The organism is Microbacterium sp. SLBN-111, assembly GCF_049739645.1.
Taxonomy (GTDB): Bacteria; Actinomycetota; Actinomycetes; order Actinomycetales; family Microbacteriaceae; genus Microbacterium.
Genome location: NZ_JBMGQH010000001.1, coordinates 47,452 through 67,851 on the forward strand (window position 1 = coordinate 47,452; position 20,400 = coordinate 67,851).

The 20,400-nt window shown below is 71.1% G+C and carries 20 protein-coding genes and 1 pseudogene; 7 read left to right on the top strand and 14 right to left on the bottom strand.

Going from position 1 to position 20,400, the window contains the following annotated elements; translation table 11 throughout:
• Positions 1-118: 118 nt before the first annotated feature.
• From RKD05_RS00245 to dapA, 6 genes and pseudogenes are all read right to left on the bottom strand, one after another.
• Positions 119-646, bottom strand: coding sequence for a CinA family protein (locus RKD05_RS00245; RefSeq protein WP_424707310.1), 528 nt, complete (start codon positions 644-646; stop codon positions 119-121).
• Complete coding sequence (gene pgsA / locus RKD05_RS00250; protein ID WP_424707311.1) at positions 643-1,230, bottom strand: CDP-diacylglycerol--glycerol-3-phosphate 3-phosphatidyltransferase; 588 nt, start codon at positions 1,228-1,230, stop codon at positions 643-645. The genes RKD05_RS00245 and pgsA overlap by 4 nt, the downstream gene beginning before the upstream one ends.
• Positions 1,230-3,914, bottom strand: a complete 2,685-nt coding sequence (locus tag RKD05_RS00255) for a DNA translocase FtsK (RefSeq protein ID WP_424707312.1) — start codon at positions 3,912-3,914, stop codon at positions 1,230-1,232. Before RKD05_RS00255 ends, pgsA begins: the two co-directional genes overlap by 1 nt.
• 67 nt (positions 3,915-3,981) lie before the next feature.
• Positions 3,982-4,473 (bottom strand): GNAT family N-acetyltransferase, encoded by a 492-nt coding sequence (locus RKD05_RS00260; RefSeq protein WP_022879762.1) that lies wholly within the window; start codon positions 4,471-4,473, stop codon positions 3,982-3,984.
• A 75-nt stretch (positions 4,474-4,548) separates the two neighbouring features.
• Positions 4,549-6,226, bottom strand: a pseudogene (locus RKD05_RS00265) (ribonuclease J).
• 78 nt (positions 6,227-6,304) lie between these two features.
• Positions 6,305-7,282: a 4-hydroxy-tetrahydrodipicolinate synthase gene (dapA, locus tag RKD05_RS00270; protein WP_022878057.1), complete on the bottom strand. Its 978-nt coding sequence runs from the start codon at positions 7,280-7,282 to the stop codon at positions 6,305-6,307.
• Positions 7,283-7,371: 89 nt separating this feature from the next.
• Here dapA and RKD05_RS00275 point away from each other — a divergent pair, with 89 nt between their 5' ends.
• Complete coding sequence (locus RKD05_RS00275; protein ID WP_424707313.1) at positions 7,372-7,908, top strand: NUDIX domain-containing protein; 537 nt, start codon at positions 7,372-7,374, stop codon at positions 7,906-7,908.
• 2 nt (positions 7,909-7,910) lie between these two features.
• On the opposite strand, the gene RKD05_RS00280 is transcribed toward RKD05_RS00275, so the two are convergent.
• Genes RKD05_RS00280 through RKD05_RS00290 form a run of 3 tightly spaced genes read right to left on the bottom strand, consistent with a single transcriptional unit; the run spans position 7,911 to position 9,972 of the window.
• Entirely contained in the window at positions 7,911-8,666 is a 756-nt protein-coding gene (locus tag RKD05_RS00280) for an SDR family NAD(P)-dependent oxidoreductase (protein WP_424707314.1), read from the bottom strand.
• A complete protein-coding gene (locus RKD05_RS00285; RefSeq protein ID WP_424707315.1) occupies positions 8,663-9,166 on the bottom strand; it encodes a dihydrofolate reductase in 504 nt (167 codons plus the stop codon). Before RKD05_RS00285 ends, RKD05_RS00280 begins: the two co-directional genes overlap by 4 nt.
• Positions 9,163-9,972 (bottom strand): thymidylate synthase, encoded by an 810-nt coding sequence (locus RKD05_RS00290; RefSeq protein ID WP_424707317.1) that lies wholly within the window; start codon positions 9,970-9,972, stop codon positions 9,163-9,165. The genes RKD05_RS00285 and RKD05_RS00290 overlap by 4 nt, the downstream gene beginning before the upstream one ends.
• A gap of 166 nt (positions 9,973-10,138) precedes the next feature.
• On the opposite strand from RKD05_RS00290, the gene RKD05_RS00295 reads away from it, so the two are divergent.
• From RKD05_RS00295 to RKD05_RS00310, 4 genes are all read left to right on the top strand, one after another.
• The gene (locus tag RKD05_RS00295) at positions 10,139-10,576 is read left to right on the top strand and encodes a TlpA family protein disulfide reductase (RefSeq protein WP_424707319.1); all 438 of its coding nucleotides are present in this window, start codon (positions 10,139-10,141) and stop codon (positions 10,574-10,576) included.
• Entirely contained in the window at positions 10,569-11,138 is a 570-nt protein-coding gene (locus RKD05_RS00300; protein ID WP_424707320.1) for a DUF4395 domain-containing protein, read from the top strand. Before RKD05_RS00295 ends, RKD05_RS00300 begins: the two co-directional genes overlap by 8 nt.
• A gap of 108 nt (positions 11,139-11,246) precedes the next feature.
• A complete protein-coding gene (locus tag RKD05_RS00305; protein ID WP_424707321.1) occupies positions 11,247-11,672 on the top strand; it encodes an OsmC family peroxiredoxin in 426 nt (141 codons plus the stop codon).
• On the top strand, positions 11,665-12,588 hold the full coding sequence (locus RKD05_RS00310) for a TIGR01777 family oxidoreductase (protein WP_424707322.1): 924 nt from the start codon (positions 11,665-11,667) through the stop codon (positions 12,586-12,588). The genes RKD05_RS00305 and RKD05_RS00310 overlap by 8 nt, the downstream gene beginning before the upstream one ends.
• A gap of 57 nt (positions 12,589-12,645) precedes the next feature.
• Here the strand turns inward: RKD05_RS00310 and RKD05_RS00315 are convergent, their stop codons facing one another.
• Both RKD05_RS00315 and dapB read right to left on the bottom strand, forming a co-directional pair.
• The gene (locus RKD05_RS00315; RefSeq protein ID WP_424707324.1) at positions 12,646-13,098 is read right to left on the bottom strand and encodes a hypothetical protein; all 453 of its coding nucleotides are present in this window, start codon (positions 13,096-13,098) and stop codon (positions 12,646-12,648) included.
• The gene (gene dapB / locus RKD05_RS00320) at positions 13,095-13,907 is read right to left on the bottom strand and encodes a 4-hydroxy-tetrahydrodipicolinate reductase (protein ID WP_424707326.1); all 813 of its coding nucleotides are present in this window, start codon (positions 13,905-13,907) and stop codon (positions 13,095-13,097) included. Before dapB ends, RKD05_RS00315 begins: the two co-directional genes overlap by 4 nt.
• 83 nt (positions 13,908-13,990) lie before the next feature.
• Here dapB and RKD05_RS00325 point away from each other — a divergent pair, with 83 nt between their 5' ends.
• Positions 13,991-14,461: a GNAT family N-acetyltransferase gene (locus tag RKD05_RS00325; RefSeq protein WP_424707328.1), complete on the top strand. Its 471-nt coding sequence runs from the start codon at positions 13,991-13,993 to the stop codon at positions 14,459-14,461.
• Positions 14,462-14,549: 88 nt separating this feature from the next.
• Here RKD05_RS00325 and RKD05_RS00330 read toward each other — a convergent pair whose 3' ends face one another.
• The 3 genes from RKD05_RS00330 to RKD05_RS00340 all read right to left on the bottom strand — a co-directional run bounded on the left by RKD05_RS00330 (position 14,550) and on the right by RKD05_RS00340 (position 18,802).
• Complete coding sequence (locus tag RKD05_RS00330; RefSeq protein WP_022877228.1) at positions 14,550-15,152, bottom strand: histidine phosphatase family protein; 603 nt, start codon at positions 15,150-15,152, stop codon at positions 14,550-14,552.
• Between the two features lie 79 nt (positions 15,153-15,231).
• Positions 15,232-16,278 carry an aldo/keto reductase gene (locus RKD05_RS00335; protein WP_424707330.1) on the bottom strand — a complete coding sequence of 349 codons (1,047 nt, stop codon included), beginning with the start codon at positions 16,276-16,278 and terminating at the stop codon, positions 15,232-15,234.
• A 226-nt stretch (positions 16,279-16,504) separates the two neighbouring features.
• Positions 16,505-18,802: a polyribonucleotide nucleotidyltransferase gene (locus RKD05_RS00340; RefSeq protein WP_022877226.1), complete on the bottom strand. Its 2,298-nt coding sequence runs from the start codon at positions 18,800-18,802 to the stop codon at positions 16,505-16,507.
• A gap of 302 nt (positions 18,803-19,104) precedes the next feature.
• Here RKD05_RS00340 and RKD05_RS00345 point away from each other — a divergent pair, with 302 nt between their 5' ends.
• Complete coding sequence (locus tag RKD05_RS00345; protein ID WP_424707332.1) at positions 19,105-20,397, top strand: hypothetical protein; 1,293 nt, start codon at positions 19,105-19,107, stop codon at positions 20,395-20,397.
• Positions 20,398-20,400 lie beyond the last annotated feature (3 nt).

Here is a 20,400-nt window from a genome sequence, read left to right on the forward strand (position 1 = left end):
GTACAACACCGTTTCAGGTCACCCTAATGCCGCGCGCTGGGCACTGGATGGGAATCGCTGGGAACAACCCCGGTGTGTCATCATTTGTTCCCCCGCGGGAGCCGTCGCCGGCTCGACCTCACAACGCAGCGAGAGCGCGGCGGATCGCGATGTGCGTGGCCTCGCGGCGGATGCGATCGCGGTCCCCCGCGATGACGAGCGAGTCCACCCGGGTGCCGAGCGGCGTCGAGACCGCGATGTGGACCGTCCCGACCGGCTGTCCGTCCTGAGGCTCCGGTCCTGCCACTCCCGTCGTCGCGATGCCGACGTCGGCGGGGGTGCCGTCACGCCCGAGGACGTCACGGACACCGCGGGCCATCTGGCGGGCGACGCGCGGGTGCACGGCGCCGTGCGCCTCGAGGAGAGCGGGATCGACGCCGAGCACGCTGTGCTTGAGGTCGGTCGCGTAGGCCACGACACCGCCCCGGACGGCGCGGGAGGCACCCGGGATGTCGACGAGCGAAGACACCACCATCCCGCCCGTGAGCGACTCCGCGACGGCGACCGTCCAGCCGAGTTCGACGAGGCGCTCGAGGAGCACGGCCGCGCTCTCGCGCGGAACGCGCACGACGGTCTCGTCGAGATCGTCGGGCACGCCGTCGATCATCCGCGCGCCCGCTTCGCGCGGGCCCCGCGAACCTCCGAGACGACGTAGTCGATGCCCGACGCGATCGTGAGAATCACCGCGATGGTCATCGTCACCGTCCCGGCCCACCACACGATGGCGTGCCAGGCGGTGGCATCCGAGAGGGATGCCAGCGGCAGGAGCGCGATCGAGAGGGCCACGGCCTGCGCCACGGTCTTGAGCTTGCCCATCCAGGCTGCCGCGAGGACATGGTCGCTGACGACCAGGAAGCGATAGATGGTGATGCCGATCTCGCGGACGAGCACGATGATCGTCACCCACCAGGGCAGTTCCCCGAGGATCGACAGCCCGACGAACGCGACGCCGGTGAGCGCCTTGTCCGCGATCGGGTCGAGGAGTTTGCCGAGATCGCTGACGATCTCGTAACGACGGGCGATGTACCCGTCGACGCCGTCGGTGGCGATCGCCACGATGAAGACGATCCCCGCGGCCCAGCGCAGCCCTCCCCCGGCGCCCGCGTCCGCGAGCAGCAGCCACAGGAAGACCGGCGCACACAGGATCCGCGCGATCGTGATCGCGTTGGGAAGCTGCGGGTGCACCGCCATCAGTCGCGTCCCGTCAGCTGCCAGGCGTCTTCGGAGTCCTCGTCGTCGCCGACGACGGGAAGACCGTCGAACTGGGCCTCGACGGGGTCGGGACCGTAGGGGTCGTCGTCCGCACCGGCCGGCGGCTCCTCGCCACGGAGACGCGCGAGGACGGCGGGAAGCTGCTCGTTCGTGACGAGCACGTCGCGGGCCTTGGAACCCTCCGAGGGTCCGACGATCTCGCGGGACTCGAGGAGGTCCATCAGACGCCCCGCCTTCGCGAAGCCGACGCGCAGCTTGCGCTGCAGCATCGACGTCGATCCGAACTGCGTCGAGACGACCAGCTCGGCGGCGGCCAGGAGCAGCTCGAGGTCGTCCCCGATGTCGGCGTCGATCTCCTTCTTCTCGGCCGCGGCCTGGACGTCGGACCGGTACTCCGGCCGCGCCTGCTGCGTCACGTGGGCGACGACGCGTTCGATCTCCTGCTCGCTCACCCAGGCGCCCTGCACGCGCAGAGCCTTCGAGGCGCCCATCGGCAGGAACAGACCGTCACCCTGACCGATCAGGCGATCGGCGCCCGGCTGGTCGAGGATGACGCGGGAGTCCGTGACGCTCGTGACCGCGAACGCGAGGCGCGACGGCACGTTGGCCTTGATGAGACCGGTGACCACGTCGACCGAGGGACGCTGGGTCGCCAGGACCAGGTGGATGCCACTGGCGCGGGCCAGCTGCGTGATGCGGACGATCGAGTCCTCGACGTCGCGAGGGGCGACCATCATCAGGTCGGCGAGCTCGTCGACCACGACGAGCAGATACGGGTACGGCTTGAGGACCCGTTCGCTGCCGGCCGGCAGCTGGATCTCGCCGGCGACGACGGCCTTGTTGAAGTCGTCGATGTGGCGGAAGCCGAACGACGCGAGATCGTCGTACCGCATGTCCATCTCTTTCACGACCCACTGCAACGCCTCGGCGGCCTTCTTGGGGTTCGTGATGATGGGGGTGATGAGGTGGGGCACGCCCGCGTAGGAGGTGAGCTCCACGCGTTTCGGGTCGATGAGCACCATCCGCACCTCGGACGGCTTCGCCCGCATGAGGAGGCTCGTGATCATCGAGTTGACGAAGCTCGACTTACCGGAACCCGTGGAACCGGCGACCAGGAGGTGCGGCATCTTGGCGAGGTTCGCCACGACGAACCCGCCGCCCACGTCTTTTCCGACACCGATCGTCATCGGATGGGTCGAGCCGGTCGCGGCATCCGACCGGAGGATGTCACCGAGGGTCACGATCTCGCGGTCGGCGTTCGGGATCTCGACACCGATCGCGCTCTTGCCCGGGATGGGCGCGAGGATGCGCACCTCGTTGGAGGCGACCGCGTAAGCGATGTTGTTGGTGAGCGCGGTGATGCGCTCGACCTTCACGCCCGGACCGACCTCGATCTCGTACTGCGTCACTGTCGGGCCGCGGGAGAAGCCGGTGACGCGTGCGTCGACCTTGAACTGCTCCATGACGCTCTCGATGGCGGCGACGACCGCGTCGTTCGCGGCGGAGCGCTCCTTCGGCGGGGTTCCCGCCGCCAGGGCGGTCACCGACGGCAGACGGTAGTTCGCCGACGGCGGGAGGCCCGCGTTGTCGCCGCCGAGACCGGAGATGCCGGGGAGGTCGTCGTCGCCCTCGTCTTCGGCGGGCGAGTCGTCGCGCAGTCCGCGACCGGTCGGGAGGCCCGCGAGCGCGGACGGGTCGATGATCTCGGTGAGCGCGTCCGGAGCCGGCGGCAGCGGCGGGCGCACCGGGGGCGCGGCGGGTCCGGCGGGCGCGACGAACGCCGACTCGAACCCGCCCTGCGGGGTTCCGGGCGTGAGCAGAGCGGTCAGGTCGTCGGACCCGAGGTCGCCATCGGCGTCCTCCTCGCGGCCCGACTTGTTCCGGCGCCACCACGGCAGCGACTTCTCGGCGGGCGTTTCGTCTTCGGCATCCACCGGGAGGACCGGCGTCGCGGCGTCCTTCTCGACGCGCTCGGCGCCGAACATCCACGCGTAGAGGTCGCCGAGGCGCTGACCGATCCGATTCGGCGGGGTCTTCGTGAGGATGAGGACGCTGAGGAGCGTCAGGACCGAGAGCGCGATGTAGGCGCCGACGTCGGTGAGCAGCGACAGCGGCTCACCGAGCAGCCACCCGGCGAGCCCGCCGGCCAGGCTCAGGCGCGGCAGCCCCTCACTCGGAGCAGGTCCGCCACCCGCGACGTGACAGAACCCAGCCATCGAGAGGACGAACAGCGCGAAGCCGATGCCGATGCGGCCGTTGTCGTGGACCGATGAGGGATGCCGGAACAGCCACCCCGCGAGGAGCAGGAGCAGCACGGGGAAGACGAACGCCACCCGCCCGATGAGCCCACCGAAGCTGTAGGCGCTGATCGCCGCGGCCACGTCGTTGCCGATGAAGAACCACTCGACGACCGCGCCGAGGACGGCGAGGACGACGAGGAAGAACGGGAACCCGTCGCGCCGCTGGTCGCGCTCGAGGGTCTCGGGGCCGAAGACGCGGAACATGCCGCCGACTCCGTGAGCGAGCGCCGTCCAGGCGCGGACGGCGACCGGGGGCTTCTCGGGCTCGTCGACGTACCGCTTGGGCGCGGGTGCCGACGCTTTCGGTCGCGCCTGTCCCTTCGCGGGGGCGCGACCGCCGGACGTGGACGAACTGCGGGGCATTCCCCCACGGTAGGCCGAGCCCCCGACATTCGCACGGACCGACGCGGGGTTCGTCGGAAGGATCCCCTCAGCGGAGGGTTCTCACCATGACGTCACGACCCTGTCCGGCCCGGGTGACGGCGAAACCCTCGCTGCGGTAGAAGGTGCGGGCGAAGTTGTCGCGCTCGACGCTCAGGCTGATGCGCGAATAGCCCTGGTCGCGGGCGTGGGCCACGAGGCGCTGCAGGAGCGCCCGCCCCACCCCGTGCGCGCGCCACACCGGACGCACCCCGATGATCAGCTCGGGAACGCCCGTGCCGACCCACCCGAATCCGGGCTCGCTGCGCGGCAGCATGCGGTACCAGGCTGCGCCGATCGCCTCGCCCGCCGGCGACTCCGCGACGAAACCGGCGTCCCCCGGCCGTTGCCAGCCCGCGATGTACCGCACGTGGTCGGGGCTGCTGAGCACCTCGTGACGCGGCCGGGCGCTGCCGGCGCGCCAGTTCGCGGCCTCGACCGTCATGTCGGCGAGGAATGCGCCGTCGGACGGGAGCGCCGCGCGGATCGGGATGGCGGGCATGCCCGCATGATACCGATCCGCGCGGTCGCCCCGCGGGTCCGCTCCCCCACCTGTGCAGAGGAGCGGACCGGAACCTCACGCCTCGATGACGAGGGGAACGATCATCGGCCGACGACGCAGCGACTGGTTGACCCAGCGGCCGATCGTGCGGCGCACGACCTGCGACAGCGCGTGGGTGTCGCGCACTCCCGACTGCGCCGCCTCAGCGAGCGCGGCCGCGATCTTGGGCTTCACGCTCTCGAACACCGCGGCATCCTCGGCGAACCCGCGCGCGTGCACCTCGGGGCCGGAGATGATCTTGCCGGTCTGGCGGTCGACCACGACGATCACCGAGATGAAGCCCTCCTCGCCGAGGATCCGGCGGTCCTTGAGGTCGGCATCCGTGATCTCGCCCACCGACGATCCGTCGACGTAGACGAAACCGATGTCGAGCTGACCGACGACCTGGGCGTGACCGTCGCGGAGGTCGACGACCGTGCCGTTCTCGCCGAGGATCGTTTTCTCCGCCGGGATCCCCGTCTCCTGTGCGAGCTTCGCGTTGGCCATGAGGTGACGGAACTCCCCGTGGACGGGCAAGCACGTTCTTGGGCTTCAGGATGTTGTAGCAGTACAGCAGCTCGCCGGCCGCGGCATGGCCCGAGACGTGGACCTTGGCGTTGCCCTTGTGCACGACCGTGGCACCGAGCTTCGTGAGCCCGTCGATCACGCGGTACACCGCGTTCTCGTTCCCCGGGATGAGGCTGGATGCCAGGATCACGGTGTCGCCCTCGCCGGGCTCGATCGCGTGGTCGAGGTTCGCCATGCGGCTGAGCACGGCCATCGGCTCGCCCTGCGACCCGGTCGACATGTACACGATCTTGTCGTCGGGCAGGTCGCGCGCCTTCTTGTAGTCGATGAGGACACCGTCCGGCACGTTGAGGTAGCCGAGGTCGGCGGCGATGCCCATGTTGCGCACCATGCTGCGTCCGAGCAGCGCCACCCGGCGGCCGTTGGCGTGCGCGGCGTCGAGAACCTGCTGCACGCGGTGCACGTGGCTCGAGAAGCTCGCCACCACCACGCGCCGCGGGGCGCGAGCGATCACCTGGTCGAGGACCGGACCGATCGCGCGCTCGGTGGGCGTGAATCCGGGGACGTCGGCGTTGGTGGAGTCGACGAGGAACAGGTCCACGCCCTCCTCGCCGAGCCGCGCGAACGCGCGCAGGTCGGTGATCCGGCCGTCGAGCGGCAGCTGGTCCATCTTGAAGTCGCCGGTGGCGAGGACCAGGCCCGCCGGGGTGCGGATCGCGACGGCCAAGGCATCCGGGATCGAGTGGTTCACCGCGACGAACTCGAGGTCGAACGGACCGACCTGCTCGCGCTGACCCTCCTTCACCGTGAGGGTGTAGGGGCGGATGCGATGCTCCTTGAGCTTCGCCTCGATGAGCGCGAGCGTCAGGCCGGAGCCGATGAGGGGGATGTCGCTCTTGAGCTTGAGCAGGTAGGGGACGGCGCCGATGTGGTCTTCGTGACCGTGCGTGAGCACGACGCCCACGACGTCGTCGAGACGGTGCCGGATCGGGTCGAAGTCCGGGAGGATCAGATCCACCCCGGGCTGGTGCTCCTCGGGGAACAGCACGCCGCAGTCGACGATGAGGAGCTTGCCCTCGAACTCGAACACGGTCATGTTGCGACCGACCTCGCCGAGCCCGCCGAGCGGGACGACGCGGAGGGTTCCGGGGGCGAGGGCGGGGGGATCGTAAACGGTCGTGGGCATATGGTGCCTCCTCGGATGCCGCCGTGCGGCATCCCTTCGTGTGGCGTCCCTGGCCGCGGTTCGGCGGACGCCGATGTCTTATCTCGTGGTGCCATGCACCTTGGGCAGAGCACCGCCGGCCGCCGCGTTGCGGTCGGGACGGAAGTTGGAGAAGTCGGCGCCCGGGACGTCGCGGACCAGCGCCAGCTCATCCTCGATGGTCGCGGCCTCCCACTCCTCCGGGCCGACCAGCGGCAGGCGCACGCGCGGGCTGCCGATGCGGCCGAGGCCGTGCAGGATGTACTTCGCCGCGACCGTACCCGGAACGTGCGTCATGACGGCGCGGACGAGCGGCTCGAGGCGCTTGTGCTCGGCGGTGGCCGTGGCGAGGTCACCGCGGTTCACGGCATCCACGATCGTCCGATAGGGCGTGGCCGTGATGTTCGCCGTGACGCCGATGAGACCGGCGGCGCCGATCGCCAGGTGCGGCAGCACGTTGGCGTCATCGCCGGAGAAGTACATGAGGTCGGTCTGGTTGAGCACGCGGCTGACCTCGCTGAAGTCGCCCTTGGCGTCCTTCACGGCGAGGATGTTCGGATGCTTCGCGAGGCGCAGGATCGTCTCGTACTTGATCTCGACGCCGGTGCGGCCGGGGATGTCGTAGAGGATCACCGGGAGGTCGGTGGCATCCGCGACGAGACGGAAGTGGGTGAGGATGCCGGCCTGGGTGGGCTTGTTGTAGTACGGCGTGACGATCATGATGCCGTCGGCGCCGGCCTTCTCGCTCGCCTTGTACAGCTCGATGGCGTGCGCGGTCTCGTTCGACCCGCCACCGGTGATGATCTTGGCGCGGCCGGCCGCGACGTCCTTGCCGACCTCGACGAGACGGAGCTTCTCGGGGTCGGTGAGCGTCGAGGTCTCGCCCGTCGTGCCCGTGACGACGACACCGTCGGCGCCCGCGCTGACGACGTCGTCGATGTGCTTCTCGACGGCGGGCCAATCGACCTCGCCGTCGGCCGTCATCGGAGTGACGAGCGCGACGAGCACCTGACCGAAGGGGTTGCCGGAGTGCGTCATGCTCTCAGGTTATCGGTTCGGGCACCCCTCCCTCCGGCCTGTCGCGTTCGAGGGAGGAACGAGGACCCGCCCCGCCCTAGGCTCGGCTCATGGCCTGGTCGACCCGCTCCTCCCGCACCGTGTACGAGAACCGCTGGATCCGCGTGCGCGAGGACGAGGTGACCGGGCCCGACGGCGACGGGATCTACGGCGTCGTGCAGATGCAGCAACCCGCCGTGTTCGTCGTCGCGCTGGACGACGACGACCGTGTCTGCCTCGTCGAACTCGAGCGCTACACGACGGGACGCTCGCTCGAGGTGCCCGCGGGCGGGAGCGACGGCGAGGACCCGCTCGTCGCCGCGCAGCGCGAACTCCGGGAGGAGAGCGGCGTGACCGCCGCGCGCTGGGACTACCTGGGCCGGATGAACGCGCTCAACGGCATCGCCGACGCGCCGGAGCACGTGTTCCTCGCGCGCGACCTGAGCATCGCGGATGCCACGTCCTCGCAGCGCGAGGAAGGCATCGAGGCCGTGCGCTGGGTGCCGTTCGCCGAGGCGCTCGGGCTCATCGCCGACGGCACCATCACCGACGGCGAGACGATCGCGGCGCTGGCGTTCGCCGGCATCCACGCCGGTCGCTTCCACTGAGCTCAGCGCCCTCGGGACGCGGCGCGCACGACGGTCGCGTCGGGCAGGAGCCCCGACGCGGCGACGAGGAGCTTGTACCGCCACGACGGGATCGACACGGCCCGGCCGCGGGCGGCGTCGCGCAGGCCCTCGCGCACCACGGTCTCGGCGTCGAGCCACATGCCCGGCGGCACGCCCTCCTCCCCCGGCGGGAGTCCGAGGCGCTCGTGGAAGTTCGTGTGCACGAATCCGGGGCAGACCGCGGTGACGGTGACTCCGCGCGGGGCGTAGGTCACGTTCGCCCAGCGGCTGAAGGAGATCAGCCAGCCCTTGACGGCGCCGTAGGTGCCCCGCGGGACGAACCCGGCGACCGACGCGACGTTGACGATGCGGCCGCCACCGCGCTCGAGCATCGCGGGCAACGCTGCGCGCATGAGCCGCATCGCGACCTCGACGTGCAGCCGGAGGTGCCGCACCTCGTCGGCGACGTCGTTCTTCTCGAAGGCCAGGTCGAGGCCGAATCCGGCGTTGTTGACGAGGACGTCGACGCCGGTGGCGAGGCGCGCTTCGACCGCCGCGCGATCGGCGTCGTCGAGCAGATCGGCGGGGAGGATCTCGACCCGGCTGCGGGAGAGGGCGCGGATGCCGTCGGCCACCGCGGCGAGCGCCTCGCGGTCGCGCGCGACGAGGACGACGTCCGCGCCGCGGGCGGCGAGCTGACGCGCGAACTCGGCGCCGAGGCCGGAGCTCGCGCCGGTGATGAGCGCGGTGCGCGTCATGGACGCTCCGCCGGTGCGTAGGTCTCGAAGCGGTACCGGATGCCGGTGCGCGAGACGTGCCAGCCGTCGACCGGGTCGGCGGCGGTCCGGGTCCAACCCGCGAGGGGCGGAGCGAACGTGTCGCCGTCGACCTCGAGATCGAGCTGAGTGACCTCGAGGACGTCCGCCTGCCCGATGGCCTCGGCGTACAGGCGCCCGCCGCCCATCACCCACACCTCGGGTGTGGTCGACAGCGCGCGGGCGGCATCCAGCGAATCGGCGCGTTCCGCGCCCTCGTCCGCCCAGTCCGCCGAGCGGGAGACGACGATGTTCCGACGACCGGGCAGGGGACGGAATCGGGGCGGGAGCGACTCCCACGTGCGGCGCCCCATGATGACGTCGGACTCCCCCGTCACCGCGCGGAAGTGCGCGAGATCCTCGGGCACGTGCCAGGGCATCCCGCCCTCGGCGCCGATGACACCGCCGTGAGCCTGCGCCCAGACGAGCCCCAGCGTCGTCATACCGCGACGGCCGCTCGGATGGCGGGGTGGTGCTGGTACCCCTCGACGACGATGTCGTCGTAGGTGTAGTCGAAGATCGACGCGGGCTTCCGCGCGAACCGCAGCGTTGGGTACGGGTACGGGTCACGCGAGAGCTGCTCCTGCACCTGCTCGCGGTGGTTGTCGTAGACGTGGCAGTCGCCGCCGGTCCAGACGAACTCGCCCGGTTCGAGCCCGGTCTGCTGCGCGATCATGAGCGTGAGGAGCGCGTAGGACGCGATGTTGAACGGCACCCCGAGGAACATGTCGGCGCTGCGCTGGTACAGCTGGCACGAGAGCTTGCCGTCGGCGACGTAGAACTGGAACAGCGCGTGGCACGGCGCGAGCGCCATGTCGGGGATGTCGGCCGGGTTCCACGCCGAGACGATGAGGCGACGCGAGTCGGGGTCGCGGCGGATCTGCTCGATGACCTGCGAGATCTGGTCGATCTCGCCGCCGTCCGCGGTCGGCCAGGAGCGCCACTGCACGCCGTAGACCGGTCCCAGCTCGCCGGCGGCATCCGCCCACTCGTCCCAGATGGTCACCCCGTTCTCCTGCAGCCACGCGACGTTGGACTCGCCGCGCAGGAACCACAGCAGTTCGTAGACGATCGACTTGAGGTGCACCCGCTTGGTCGTGACGAGCGGGAATCCCTTCGCCAGGTCGAACCGGATCTGGCGACCGAACACGCTGGTGGTGCCGGTGCCGGTGCGATCGGACTTGTGCACGCCCGTCTCGAGGACGTCGCGGAGGAGGTCTTCGTACGGCGTGGGGATGTCGGCGGTCACGGCCCTCACGATACCGGGGTCCTCCGACACCGGGGCGGAGCGCGCGGCTGCTCTGCCCGGGTGTCGGCCGCGTTGTCTGAGCGATGGCTGCGGAAACACCGGGCAGGAGCGTCATTCGGCGACTCATCGGCCCCTGTCTTCCGTGCGCGCGTTAGCGTTGTCGGTCGTGGACCTGACCATCGCTCTCCTCGTGACCGCAGCGCTCGTCGTGGTCGCCGTGGGCGCCGGCGTCGTCTACCGCCGCACCCAGGGCCGTGCCCGCACCGTGGACTCCGCCGAGGTCGTCGACCCGCGCCGTCTGGGTGCCGACGGGCTGGGCGAAGAAGCCACACTCCTGCAGTTCAGCACCGAGATGTGCTCGCGCTGCCCCGGTGTCCACCGCATGCTGTCCGACATCGCCGACGGCCGCGACGGCGTGCGTCACCTCGACGTCGACCTCACCCACCGCCCCGACATCGCTCAGCACTTCCGCGTGCTGCAGACCCCCACCACCCTCGTCCTCGACCGGAACGGCGCGATCCGCACCCGCTTCGGCGGCACGCCCGGTCGCGCCGTGGTCGAACTCGAACTGACCCGCCTGCAAGAGGAGTCCGCCCGTGCCTGAGGTCCAGCGCATCGATGTCCGAGGCCCGCGGTTCGCGGCATCCATCACCGCGGTCCTGCTCTTGATAGCGACGTTCTTGTCGCTGATCGGTATCTCCACCCAGCGCGCCACCGGGTTCTTCGCGTACCAGCCCCTGGCCGATAAGACCTACGGAATCGACACCTGGGCCGTCGCGTCGGCGTCCCTCGGCGCCCGCGTCGCCGACCCGGGGTTCCTCCTCGTGCTCGTGATCGCCGCGCTGTTCCTGTGGGGCGTCGTCTCTCCCCGCACCGCGCCGTGGGGCGTCCTCTACCGTCGCGTCGTGCAGCCGCGCCTCGCTCCCCCGACCGAGTTCGAAGACCCCCGCCCGCCGCGCTTCGCTCAGGGCGTCGGCCTGTTCGTCACCGTCGTCGGCCTGCTCCTCCACCTCGCGGGCGTGCCGTGGGCGCTGCCGATCGCCGCGGCCGCGGCATTCATCGCGGCCTTCCTCAACGCGGTCTTCGGACTGTGCCTCGGATGCCAGCTCTACCTGCTCCTGCAGCGTGCCGGGCTCATCGGGCGACGCCGTCCGTCGGCCGCCTGACGCCCTTCTTCTGGAGCTGCTGTCAAGACCCCCGACGGGTCGGAGCCCCTGGCTAGGCTGACTTCCGCGGCAGCCATCCCGGGCTGCGCGGAAACCGCGGAGGTTCGAATGTCCGTCACGAGCGAAGCCACGACAGCCTGGAAGGGCAGCCTGTTCGAGGGATCGGGTGAGGTCACCTTCACCTCGTCGGGGATCGGCACGTTCGACGTGAACTGGAAGGCCCGCAGCGAGGGCTCCAGCTCGGTCACCACCCCTGAAGAACTCCTGGCCGGTGCGCACTCGTCGTGCTTCAGCATGGCGCTCTCGAACGCCCTCGCCGAGAACGGCACCCCGCCCGAGTCGATCCACGCGACCGCCTCGGTCACCTTCAAGCCCGGCACCGGCATCACCGGCAGCCACCTGAACGTCAACGCCGTCGTCCCCGGCCTGGACGCCGCGACGTTCGAGAAGATCGCGAACGATGCCAAGGCGAACTGCCCGGTCTCGCAGGCGCTCGCGGGCATCCACATCACGCTCGAGGCGACGCTTGCCTGAGCCCACTGCCGGAGGGGCCCGACGCATCGTCCTCGCCGGCGCGTCGGGCCTCATCGGTTCCGCCCTCGCGGAGTCGCTTCGGGCCGACGGCATCGAGGTCACGTCGCTCGTGCGGCATCCGGCATCCGGGTCCCACGAGGTGCAGTGGTTGCAGGATGCCACCCCGCTCGATCCGGGCGTCCTGGCCGGCGCCGACGCGGTCGTGTGCCTCAACGGCGCCTCTATCGGGCGATTCCCGTGGACGCCGGCGTACAAGAGTCAGCTGCTGTGGTCGCGGATCACCCCGACGCGGACGCTCGCCGCGGCGATCCGCGAACTCGGCGATGACGCCCCCGCCCTGGTGAACGCCTCGGCGACCGGGTTCTACGGCTCGCAGCCGGGCGCCGTTCTGACCGAATCCTCGCCGCGCGGCGAAGGGCTCCTCGTGGACATCTGCGTCGAGTGGGAGCACGCCGCGCGCGACGCCGGCTCCCGCGCCCGGGTCGCTCTGCTCCGGACGGCGCCGATCGTCCACGAACAGGGTGTCCTCAAGCCGCTGCTGCTGCTCACGAAGCTCGGCGCGTCCGGTCCGATCGGGCGTGGCACCCAGGTGTGGCCGTGGATCACGCTCGAGGACGAGGTGCGCGCCATCCGCCACGTCATCGACTCCGACCTGGACGGTCCGGTGAACCTCACCGGTCCCACCCGTGCGACGGCGAACGACCTCGGATTCGCGCTGGCCCGGCGGATGAACCGGCCCTATGTTCTGCGCGCACCGGTGTGGGCCATGAAGCTCGCCCTCGGCCGCGACGCGACGGAGGCGCTGCTGACCTCGGATGCCGACGTGCGCCCCGCCGTGCTGCAGGACAGCGGCTTCACGTTCCTGCACGAGACCGTCGAGGACGCCGTGGCGTCCGCGGTTCCCGCCGCGCGCTGACCGCGGCTCGGCCCGGGTCGCCCGACTCCCCGGATCGCCCCGAGCGTTCCGACGAGCTCAGGCGGCCCGGCGGTCCGCGGTCTCGAGCGCGATCGCTCTTCGGACCGCCGCGCGGGCACGACGGCGGTCACCCGCCGCGTCGTACGCGAGCCCGAGCCGGTACCAGGCCCGCCAGTCCGCGGGGTGCGCCTCCACGTCGGCCCGGTACGTCGGGAACAGCGCGTCGGCGTCGTCGCGGGTGGCACGACCGCTCGGACGCACCTCGATCTCTTCCTCGGGCAGGCCGCCCTCGGCATCCAGGGTCTCCCCCAGCTTCTGCGCGCGCACACCGAACCAGAGCTCTCGGCCGATGGCCCACAGGGCGATGAGCGGCAGCACGATGAGCGCGAGGCCCATCGCCACGGCGACGCCGTCTCCGCTGGTGAGGAGGATCACCGCGCGCTGGCCGGCCAGCACGATGTAGAGCAGGAGCAGCACCGTCATGACCGCGACGGCGACGCGCGTCCTCATGCGCTGGTGACGCCCGCGACCTGGCCGGACACGTCCCCGTCGGCGATGGGCGCCTCGGGGCGGGCCGGACGCGTCCGCACGCCGATGTCGATGAAGCTGTCGAGTCCGACGACGACGCCCCGCGCCTCGCGAGCGGCGGCGATGGCGATCCGGATGCCGGGCGCGTACGCCGCGGTCGGGTCGATGGTGTCGTGGACGATCGTGAGCGACTCGCCCGCGCCGGAGAGGATCGTCTCCTGACGCGCGACGACACCCGGGCGGCGCAGGGAGTGGATCGCGACCGAGGCGACCTGCTGCCCGCGTGCGCGCTGGTCCACGTGCGGCGACTGCACCGGACCGACCTTCTCGCGCGCGGCGGCGATGAGCTCCGCCGTGCGGACAGCGGTGCCGCTCGGCGAGTCCACCTTGGACTCGCGGTGCGCCTCGACGATCTCGATCGACGGGAAGAACGGCGCGGCAGCGGCGGCGAGCGCGCTGCCGATCACGGATCCCAGCGAGAAGTTCGGGATGAACACGGCGCCCGTGCCGCTGGCATCCACGAGAGGACGGACGAGGGCGATGCGCTCGTTCGACCAGCCCGACGTGCCGACGAGCACGTTGATCCCGCGCTCGATGGCAGCCCGCACCACGTCGATCGACACCGCCGGCGTGGACGCGTCGATCACGAGGTCGGCACCATCGAGCTCGGAGAAGTCGGAGCCCGAACCGAGCACCGCCGAGACTTCGTACCCCTCTTCGGCCTCGACGACCTCGCGGATGACTCCGCCGAGCTTTCCGGTTCCGCCCACGATGGCAACGCGTGTGGTCATGCAGCCAGCCTAGGCGGACGGGGGATGCCGGGAGCGGCGCTGTCCACAGACGCGCCGGGGTGCCGCTCGCCTAGCATCGACGGATGGTCTCGATTCGTACGTCTCCCGTCGACGCCCCCGACGCGCACGCGCTCCTCGAGGAGTACTTCGGCCTGCGCGCCGCGATCTTCCCCGGCGGGGCGTACCGCACGGTGTTCCCCTCCTCGGCGACGTTCGCGGAGCCGGCCGGCGTCTTCGTCGTGCTGGACGACGATGAGGGCCGACCCGCCGGGTGCGGTGGCATCCGCCGGATCGAGGACGGCCCGCACGGCCCGCGCGACGAGGTCAAGCACCTGTTCGTCCGCGACAGCGGACGCGGACGCGGCTGGGGCCGCGTGATCCTCGACGACCTCGAGCGCCGGGCCCGCGAGCGCGGCGCCGCGGAACTCGTCCTCGACACCCACCACACGCTCGAGGCCGCGGGCGGCCTCTACGCGCGGTCGGGGTTCGAGGCGATCCCGCCGTACAACGACAACGCCAACGCGACGCGCTGGTACGGGAAGCTGCTGGCCTGACAGCGAAATTCGCAGATTCGCCCGAACTTCGCAGATCTCGCGGCGAATGCTGCGATTTTCGTCGGATTCTGCGAGTTCCCTCGCCCGCTCAGACCGGGAGCGGGTCCACGAGACCCGTGCGCAGCTCCACGGGGAGGTGCGCCAGGTCGTTGTGCGACAGCAGCGTCCAGGGGCGGCCCTTCTTCTGCGCGATGACGGTGAGACCGCAGTAGGCCTGGTTGATCGTCATCCAACGCCAGTCCGGGGCCTGCAGGACCTCGCGCACGAACCAGGCGATCACGAAGTTGTGCGTGATCAGCAGCTCGTGCACCTCGCCCGTCTTCCGCGCGAGGAATTCGGCCGTGGCATCCTCCATCTGCGCGCGCCCGGCCTCGATCTCGGCCTCGGTCACGCCGCCGAAGAACGGCTCGTACGCCGCGGGCGTCTCGGGCGTCATGCCCGTCGGAACGCAGTCGAAGAGCAGAGCGGATGCCTCGGGCGTGACGGACGGGAGACGTTCGGCGACCGCACGGGCGGTCTGCGCGGCACGCTCGAGGGGCGAGTGCCACACGGCATCCAGCGGGAGTCCGGACAGGCGGTCGGCGAGGAGCGCGGCTTGACGCTGTCCGCGCGGCGACAGCGGCCCGTCGGTGAGCCCGTGCTCGGCATCCTGGTGCTCACCATGGCGCACCAGGTAGATGTAATGCGTCACGTCGGCTCACCTCGTTGTCAGTGTGCGGGCCCCCCGCAGAACACTTCCAGCCTACGTCACGCCCCCGACCGACGGCCGTTCACTCGGCGGCGCGAGCGATGTCCGACAGCTGGGCGCGGCTGAGCCGCACGCCCACGGCCCGCATGCACTCCACGACGTGGCGCGGCGCGAACGCGTTCACGATCGGAGCGGTGACCGCCTTCTGCGCGAGCAACCACGCCATCGCGACGGCGGCATCCGGGATCCCCAGTTCGTCGCCGATCGCGTCGAGCGCGCGCAGGACGCGGGAGCCGCGACGGTTCAGGTGGGCGGCGAGCTGCGAACCGCGCACCGAGGTGGCGCGCTGGCCGCGCGTGCGCGTCTCGCCCGCGAGGAAGCCGTGGGCGAGCGGGTGCGAGGGCGTCACGGCGATGCCCTGCGCCGAGGCGATGAGTCGGAGATCCCCGTCGAACTCCTCGCGCCGCAGCACGTTGTACGGCACGTCGAGCACCGTCACGCGCGGGTACCCCGCCGAGGACAGGATGCGGGCCTCCACCAACTGCGACGCGGTGTAGCCGTGCGCGCCGATCGCGCGGACCTTGCCGCTCTCGACGAGCCACTCGCACGTCGCGAGAGTGTCCTCGAGCACCGCGGTGTCGCCGCGGACGGCATCCAGCGAGAGGACGTCGATGCGGTCGGTGCCCAGGCGACTCAGCGACGCCTCAACGGCGCGGACCAGGTTCACCGAGCCGAGTCCGGGATTGTCCGGATGCCGCCCGACACGCACCGCGAGCACGATGTCGTCGCGCATGCGGCGGTCCTTCATCCAGGAACCGATGATGTGCTCGCTGCGGCCCGCCGCGTAGCTGTCGGCCGTGTGGATCGCGTTGCCGCCGAGTTCGACGTACGTGTCGAGGATCTCGTGGCTCGCCGACGCGTCGACGTTCCAGCCGAACTCGCCGCCCCCGAGGAACAGGGGGAAGACGTCGAAACCGGTCTCGCCGAGTGCGACCCGGACGTGCGAGCCGAGACCTGGGCCCTGGAGGGTCACGGGCGCGGAGGGGTGAGGAGCGGGGGCGGGCGGCTGCACCACCCGGTTCCGGCGCAGGGGCGGCGGGGTCGTCTCCTCGACGCCCGAGCCGCTCATGGGCCTCTCCTCGATGCGCCGGGGACGGGATGCCGACGGCACCCGCTGCGCCCCCCGACGCGTAGTTCGAGGGTAGGGCCTCCCCGGACGACCGCTCCCGATTCGCCCGGCTCGGCGGTAAACATTGCATAACGCTTGGTTCCGGCGGGAGCATCGGCCGCGAAGAGGGCGAAATGCACGGATGCCCGCCCCGCGCGAAGCGGGACGGGCATCCGGTGAAGAGGGATCAGCCCTCGGCGGGAGCCTCCGGGCCCTCGCTCGCGGCGGCCGAGCTCTGCGTGTCCGCGGGCTCGGGCGTCGTGGCGGCCTCGTCGAGCACGGGCTCGAGCGACAGCTTGCCGCGGTCGTCGATCTTGGTGATGCGCACCAGGATCTTGCGGCCGACGGACAGGACGTCCTCGACGTTCTCGACGCGCTTGCCACCGGCAAGCTTGCGGACCTCGCTGACGTGCAGCAGGCCGTCCTTGCCGGGCAGGAGCGAGATGAACGCACCGAAGGTCGCAATCTTGACGACCGTACCCAGGAACTGCTCGCCGACCTCGGGGTTGGTGGGGTTGGCGATCGCGTTGACCTGGGCGCGGGCGGCCTCGGCCGAGGGGCCGTCGGTCGCGCCGATGTAGACGGTGCCGTCCTCCTCGATGGAGATGTCGGCGCCGGTCTCGTCCTGGATCGCGTTGATCGTCTTGCCCTTGGGGCCGATCAGCTCGCCGATCTTGTCGACCGGGATCTGCACGCTGATGACGCGCGGCGCGGTCGGCGCCATCTCGTCGGGAGCGTCGATCGCGGCGTTGAGGACGCTGAGGATCGTGAGGCGCGCCTCACGGGCCTGCTGCAGCGCGGCGGTCAGCACGGACGACGGGATGCCGTCGAGCTTGGTGTCGAGCTGGATCGCCGTGACGAACTCGCTCGTGCCCGCGACCTTGAAGTCCATGTCGCCGAGGGCGTCCTCGGCGCCGAGGATGTCGGTCAGCGCGGCGTAGCGCGTCTGGCCGTCGACCTCGTCGGACACGAGACCCATCGCGATACCGGCGACGGGCGCGCGCAGCGGCACACCCGCGTTCAGCAGCGACAGGGTCGAGGCGCACACCGAGCCCATCGAGGTCGAGCCGTTGGAGCCCAGCGCCTCGGAGACCTGACGGATCGCGTACGGGAACTCCTCGCGGCTCGGCAGAACCGGGACGAGGGCGCGCTCGGCGAGGAAGCCGTGCCCGATCTCGCGACGCTTCGGCGAACCCACGCGACCGGTCTCACCGGTCGAGTACGGCGGGAAGTTGTAGTGGTGCATGTAACGCTTGTGCGTCACGGGCGACAGCGAGTCGATCTGCTGCTCCATCTTGAGCATGTTCAGCGTGGTGACGCCCAGGATCTGGGTCTCGCCGCGCTGGAAGATCGCCGAACCGTGGACGCGCGGGATGACCTGCACCTCGGCGTCGAGCGGACGGATGTCGGCCAGACCGCGGCCGTCGATGCGGACGCCCTCGGTGAGGATGCGACCGCGCACGATCTTCTTCGTGACCGACTTGTACGCGCCGGCGAACTCCAGCGGAGCCCCGGCGGGCAGCTCGCCCGCCTCGACGGCGGCGATCAGCTCGGCCTTGACGCGGTCCTTGACGGCGTCGTCGGCGTTCTGACGCTCCTGCTTGTCGGCGATCTGGTACACGCCCACGAGGTCGTCGTAGGAGCGGCCGGCGACGAAGTCGTAGACCTCGGAGCTGTACGCGGGGAAGACCGGGTACGGCTGGATCTCCTTCGCCGCGGTGTTCGCCACGACGTTCTGCGCGGCGACGAGCTCGCGGATGAAGGGCTTCGAGGCCTCGAGGCCCTCGGCCACGACCTGCTCGTTCGGCTTGGTGGCGCCGCCCTTGATGAGGTTCCAGCTGCCTTCGGTGGCCTCGGCCTCGACCATCATGATCGCGACGTCGCCGTCCTCCAGGACGCGACCGGCGACGATCAGGTCGAAGACGGCGTCCTCGAGCTGCGCGGCGGTCGGGAACGCGACCCACTGGTCGGCGTGCTCGCCGTGACCGGGGATGAGCGCGAGACGGACACCCGCGATCGGGCCCGAGAACGGCAGACCCGAGATCTGAGTCGACAGCGACGCGGCGTTGATGGCGAGGGCGTCGTAGAACTCGCCCGGCGCGATCGAGAGCACGGTCACGACGATCTGGACCTCGTTGCGGAGACCGTCGACGAACGACGGACGCAGCGGGCGGTCGATGAGACGGCACACGAGGATGGCCTCGGTGGACGGGCGACCCTCGCGGCGGAAGAACGAGCCGGGGATCTTGCCGGCGGCGTAGGAGCGCTCCTCGACGTCCACGGTCAGCGGGAAGAAGTCGAAGCCTTCACGCGGGTGCTTTCCGGCGCTGGTGGCCGAGAGAAGCATGGTCTCTTCGTCGAGGTACGCGGCGACCGAGCCCTGCGCCTGCTGCGCGAGACGACCGGTTTCGAAGCGAACGGTGCGGGTGCCGAAGCGGCCGTTGTCGAGAACGGCTTCAGCGGCGGTGATTTCTGGACCTTCCAAGAGGTCCCTCCTTCTTTGTTTAGGCTCGGCGCCCCGTGTGGGCGACGAGCTGACATGCGAAGGAGCAGGAACAGGCAGAAAGGGCGCGCCGACTCGTCGGCCCGGAAATCCCGGCGACTGGCCACCAGTAGACGACCACCCGGCATCTGACGGGGAGTCCACCACAGGGGACCAGCGTCTGCCGGCCTGCTCCGTGAGCTCATGTGTAATTGAGCGGATGCCATGGCGGCACCCTCCGAGAGCCTATCAGTGCCCCGCTTTCCCGGCTGGTTCGGCTCGCGGGAGTGCCGTACCCTCGCCTCATGGGCCTCAGACGTCACACGCGTCACACGCTGGCCGCGTGTGTGCTCGTGTGCGGAGCCCTTGTGGCGACCCCCGCGGGCGGCGCGACGGCCACTCCCCTGCACGTGACCGCGGCCGATGACGACGATCCCGCCGTCCGCGCGATCGAACAGCAGTTGGATGCCGCTCAGACCCAGGCCGCGGCGGCGTCGAGCCGGGCGCTGGACGCCTCCGCCGCCGCCGAACGCGCGCGGGAGCTCGCCGCGAGCACGGCCGCACGCGCCGACGCCCTCACCGCGCAGAGCACCGCGGCCGACTCCGCCCTCGCCGCGGCGAGCGCCCGCGCCGGCGCGAGTGCGTCCCGGCTCTACCGCTCGACCGTCGACGGCCCGCTCGTGGCGCAGTTGCTGACGACGGCCGACCCCGATTCGCTGCTCGACCGGCTCGGCATCCTGGATCGGGTGACGACGCTGACGGCGCGCACCGTCGGGGAGGCGCGCAGCGCCGCCGATGTCGCGACGTCGCTCCGCACGCAGGCGGAGGACGCGCGGGCCGAGGCCGCGCGGCTCGCGACCGAGGCGGAGACGACCGCCGCCGCGGCGAACACGGAAGCGGATGCCGAAGCATCCGTCGTCACGGAGACCCAGGGCCGGCTCGACGCGCTGTTCGCGCAGCTCGCGGCGCTGCGCGAGACCACGGCCGCACAGGAGCGCGCGGCCCGGCTGGCCCAGCAGACCGCCGCACAGGCGGCCCAGCCCGGGGGCGCGACCGGCGGCGGGGCCGCGACTTCCGGGGGCGGGTCTTCGTCGGGTGGCGGGGCTTCGTCGGGGGGCGGGGCTTCGTCGGGCGGGGGCTCGAGCGGGTCGGGTTCCGGCGACGGGTCGGGCTCGGGCGGCTCCGGTTCCGGCGGGGGCTCCGGCTCGGGCGGGGGCTCCGGTTCCGGCTCCGGCGGGGGTTCCGGCTCGGGCGGGGGCGGCGGGTCCACGGCGCCGGCGGGTCCGACGATGAGCCCCGCCCAGGCGCGCGACTACGCGCGAGGCGCGCTCGGCGGCTACGGCTGGGGCGACGACCAGTTCTCGTGCCTGGTCTCGCTGTGGAACCGCGAATCCGGCTGGCGCGCGGACGCCTACAACCCCGGAAGCGGTGCCTATGGCATCCCTCAGGCTCTTCCCGGAGACAAGATGGCCGCCGCCGGTCCCGATTGGCGGACGAACGCCGCGACGCAGATCGCCTGGGGCCTGTCGTACATCAGGTCTCGCTACGGCTCCCCGTGCGGTGCGTGGGCGCACTCCGAGGCGACCGGCTGGTACTGAGCG

What these genes read in the sequence shown, in the direction of transcription:
- RKD05_RS00275 (WP_424707313.1), top strand. Translation starts at nt 7,372, where the DNA reads ATGGCCTGGTCGACCCGCTCCTCCCGCACCGTGTACGAGAACCGCTGG.
- RKD05_RS00345 (WP_424707332.1), top strand. Translation starts at nt 19,105, where the DNA reads ATGGGCCTCAGACGTCACACGCGTCACACGCTGGCCGCGTGTGTGCTC.
- RKD05_RS00315 (WP_424707324.1), bottom strand. Translation starts at nt 13,098, where the DNA reads ATGAGGACGCGCGTCGCCGTCGCGGTCATGACGGTGCTGCTCCTGCTC.
- RKD05_RS00305 (WP_424707321.1), top strand. Translation starts at nt 11,247, where the DNA reads ATGTCCGTCACGAGCGAAGCCACGACAGCCTGGAAGGGCAGCCTGTTC.
- RKD05_RS00260 (WP_022879762.1), bottom strand. Translation starts at nt 4,473, where the DNA reads ATGCCCGCCATCCCGATCCGCGCGGCGCTCCCGTCCGACGGCGCATTC.
- RKD05_RS00325 (WP_424707328.1), top strand. Translation starts at nt 13,991, where the DNA reads ATGGTCTCGATTCGTACGTCTCCCGTCGACGCCCCCGACGCGCACGCG.
- RKD05_RS00245 (WP_424707310.1), bottom strand. Translation starts at nt 646, where the DNA reads ATGATCGACGGCGTGCCCGACGATCTCGACGAGACCGTCGTGCGCGTT.
- RKD05_RS00255 (WP_424707312.1), bottom strand. Translation starts at nt 3,914, where the DNA reads ATGCCCCGCAGTTCGTCCACGTCCGGCGGTCGCGCCCCCGCGAAGGGA.
- pgsA (WP_424707311.1), bottom strand. Translation starts at nt 1,230, where the DNA reads ATGGCGGTGCACCCGCAGCTTCCCAACGCGATCACGATCGCGCGGATC.
- RKD05_RS00335 (WP_424707330.1), bottom strand. Translation starts at nt 16,278, where the DNA reads ATGAGCGGCTCGGGCGTCGAGGAGACGACCCCGCCGCCCCTGCGCCGG.
- RKD05_RS00285 (WP_424707315.1), bottom strand. Translation starts at nt 9,166, where the DNA reads ATGACGACGCTGGGGCTCGTCTGGGCGCAGGCTCACGGCGGTGTCATC.
- RKD05_RS00280 (WP_424707314.1), bottom strand. Translation starts at nt 8,666, where the DNA reads ATGACGCGCACCGCGCTCATCACCGGCGCGAGCTCCGGCCTCGGCGCC.
- dapA (WP_022878057.1), bottom strand. Translation starts at nt 7,282, where the DNA reads ATGACGCACTCCGGCAACCCCTTCGGTCAGGTGCTCGTCGCGCTCGTC.
- dapB (WP_424707326.1), bottom strand. Translation starts at nt 13,907, where the DNA reads ATGACCACACGCGTTGCCATCGTGGGCGGAACCGGAAAGCTCGGCGGA.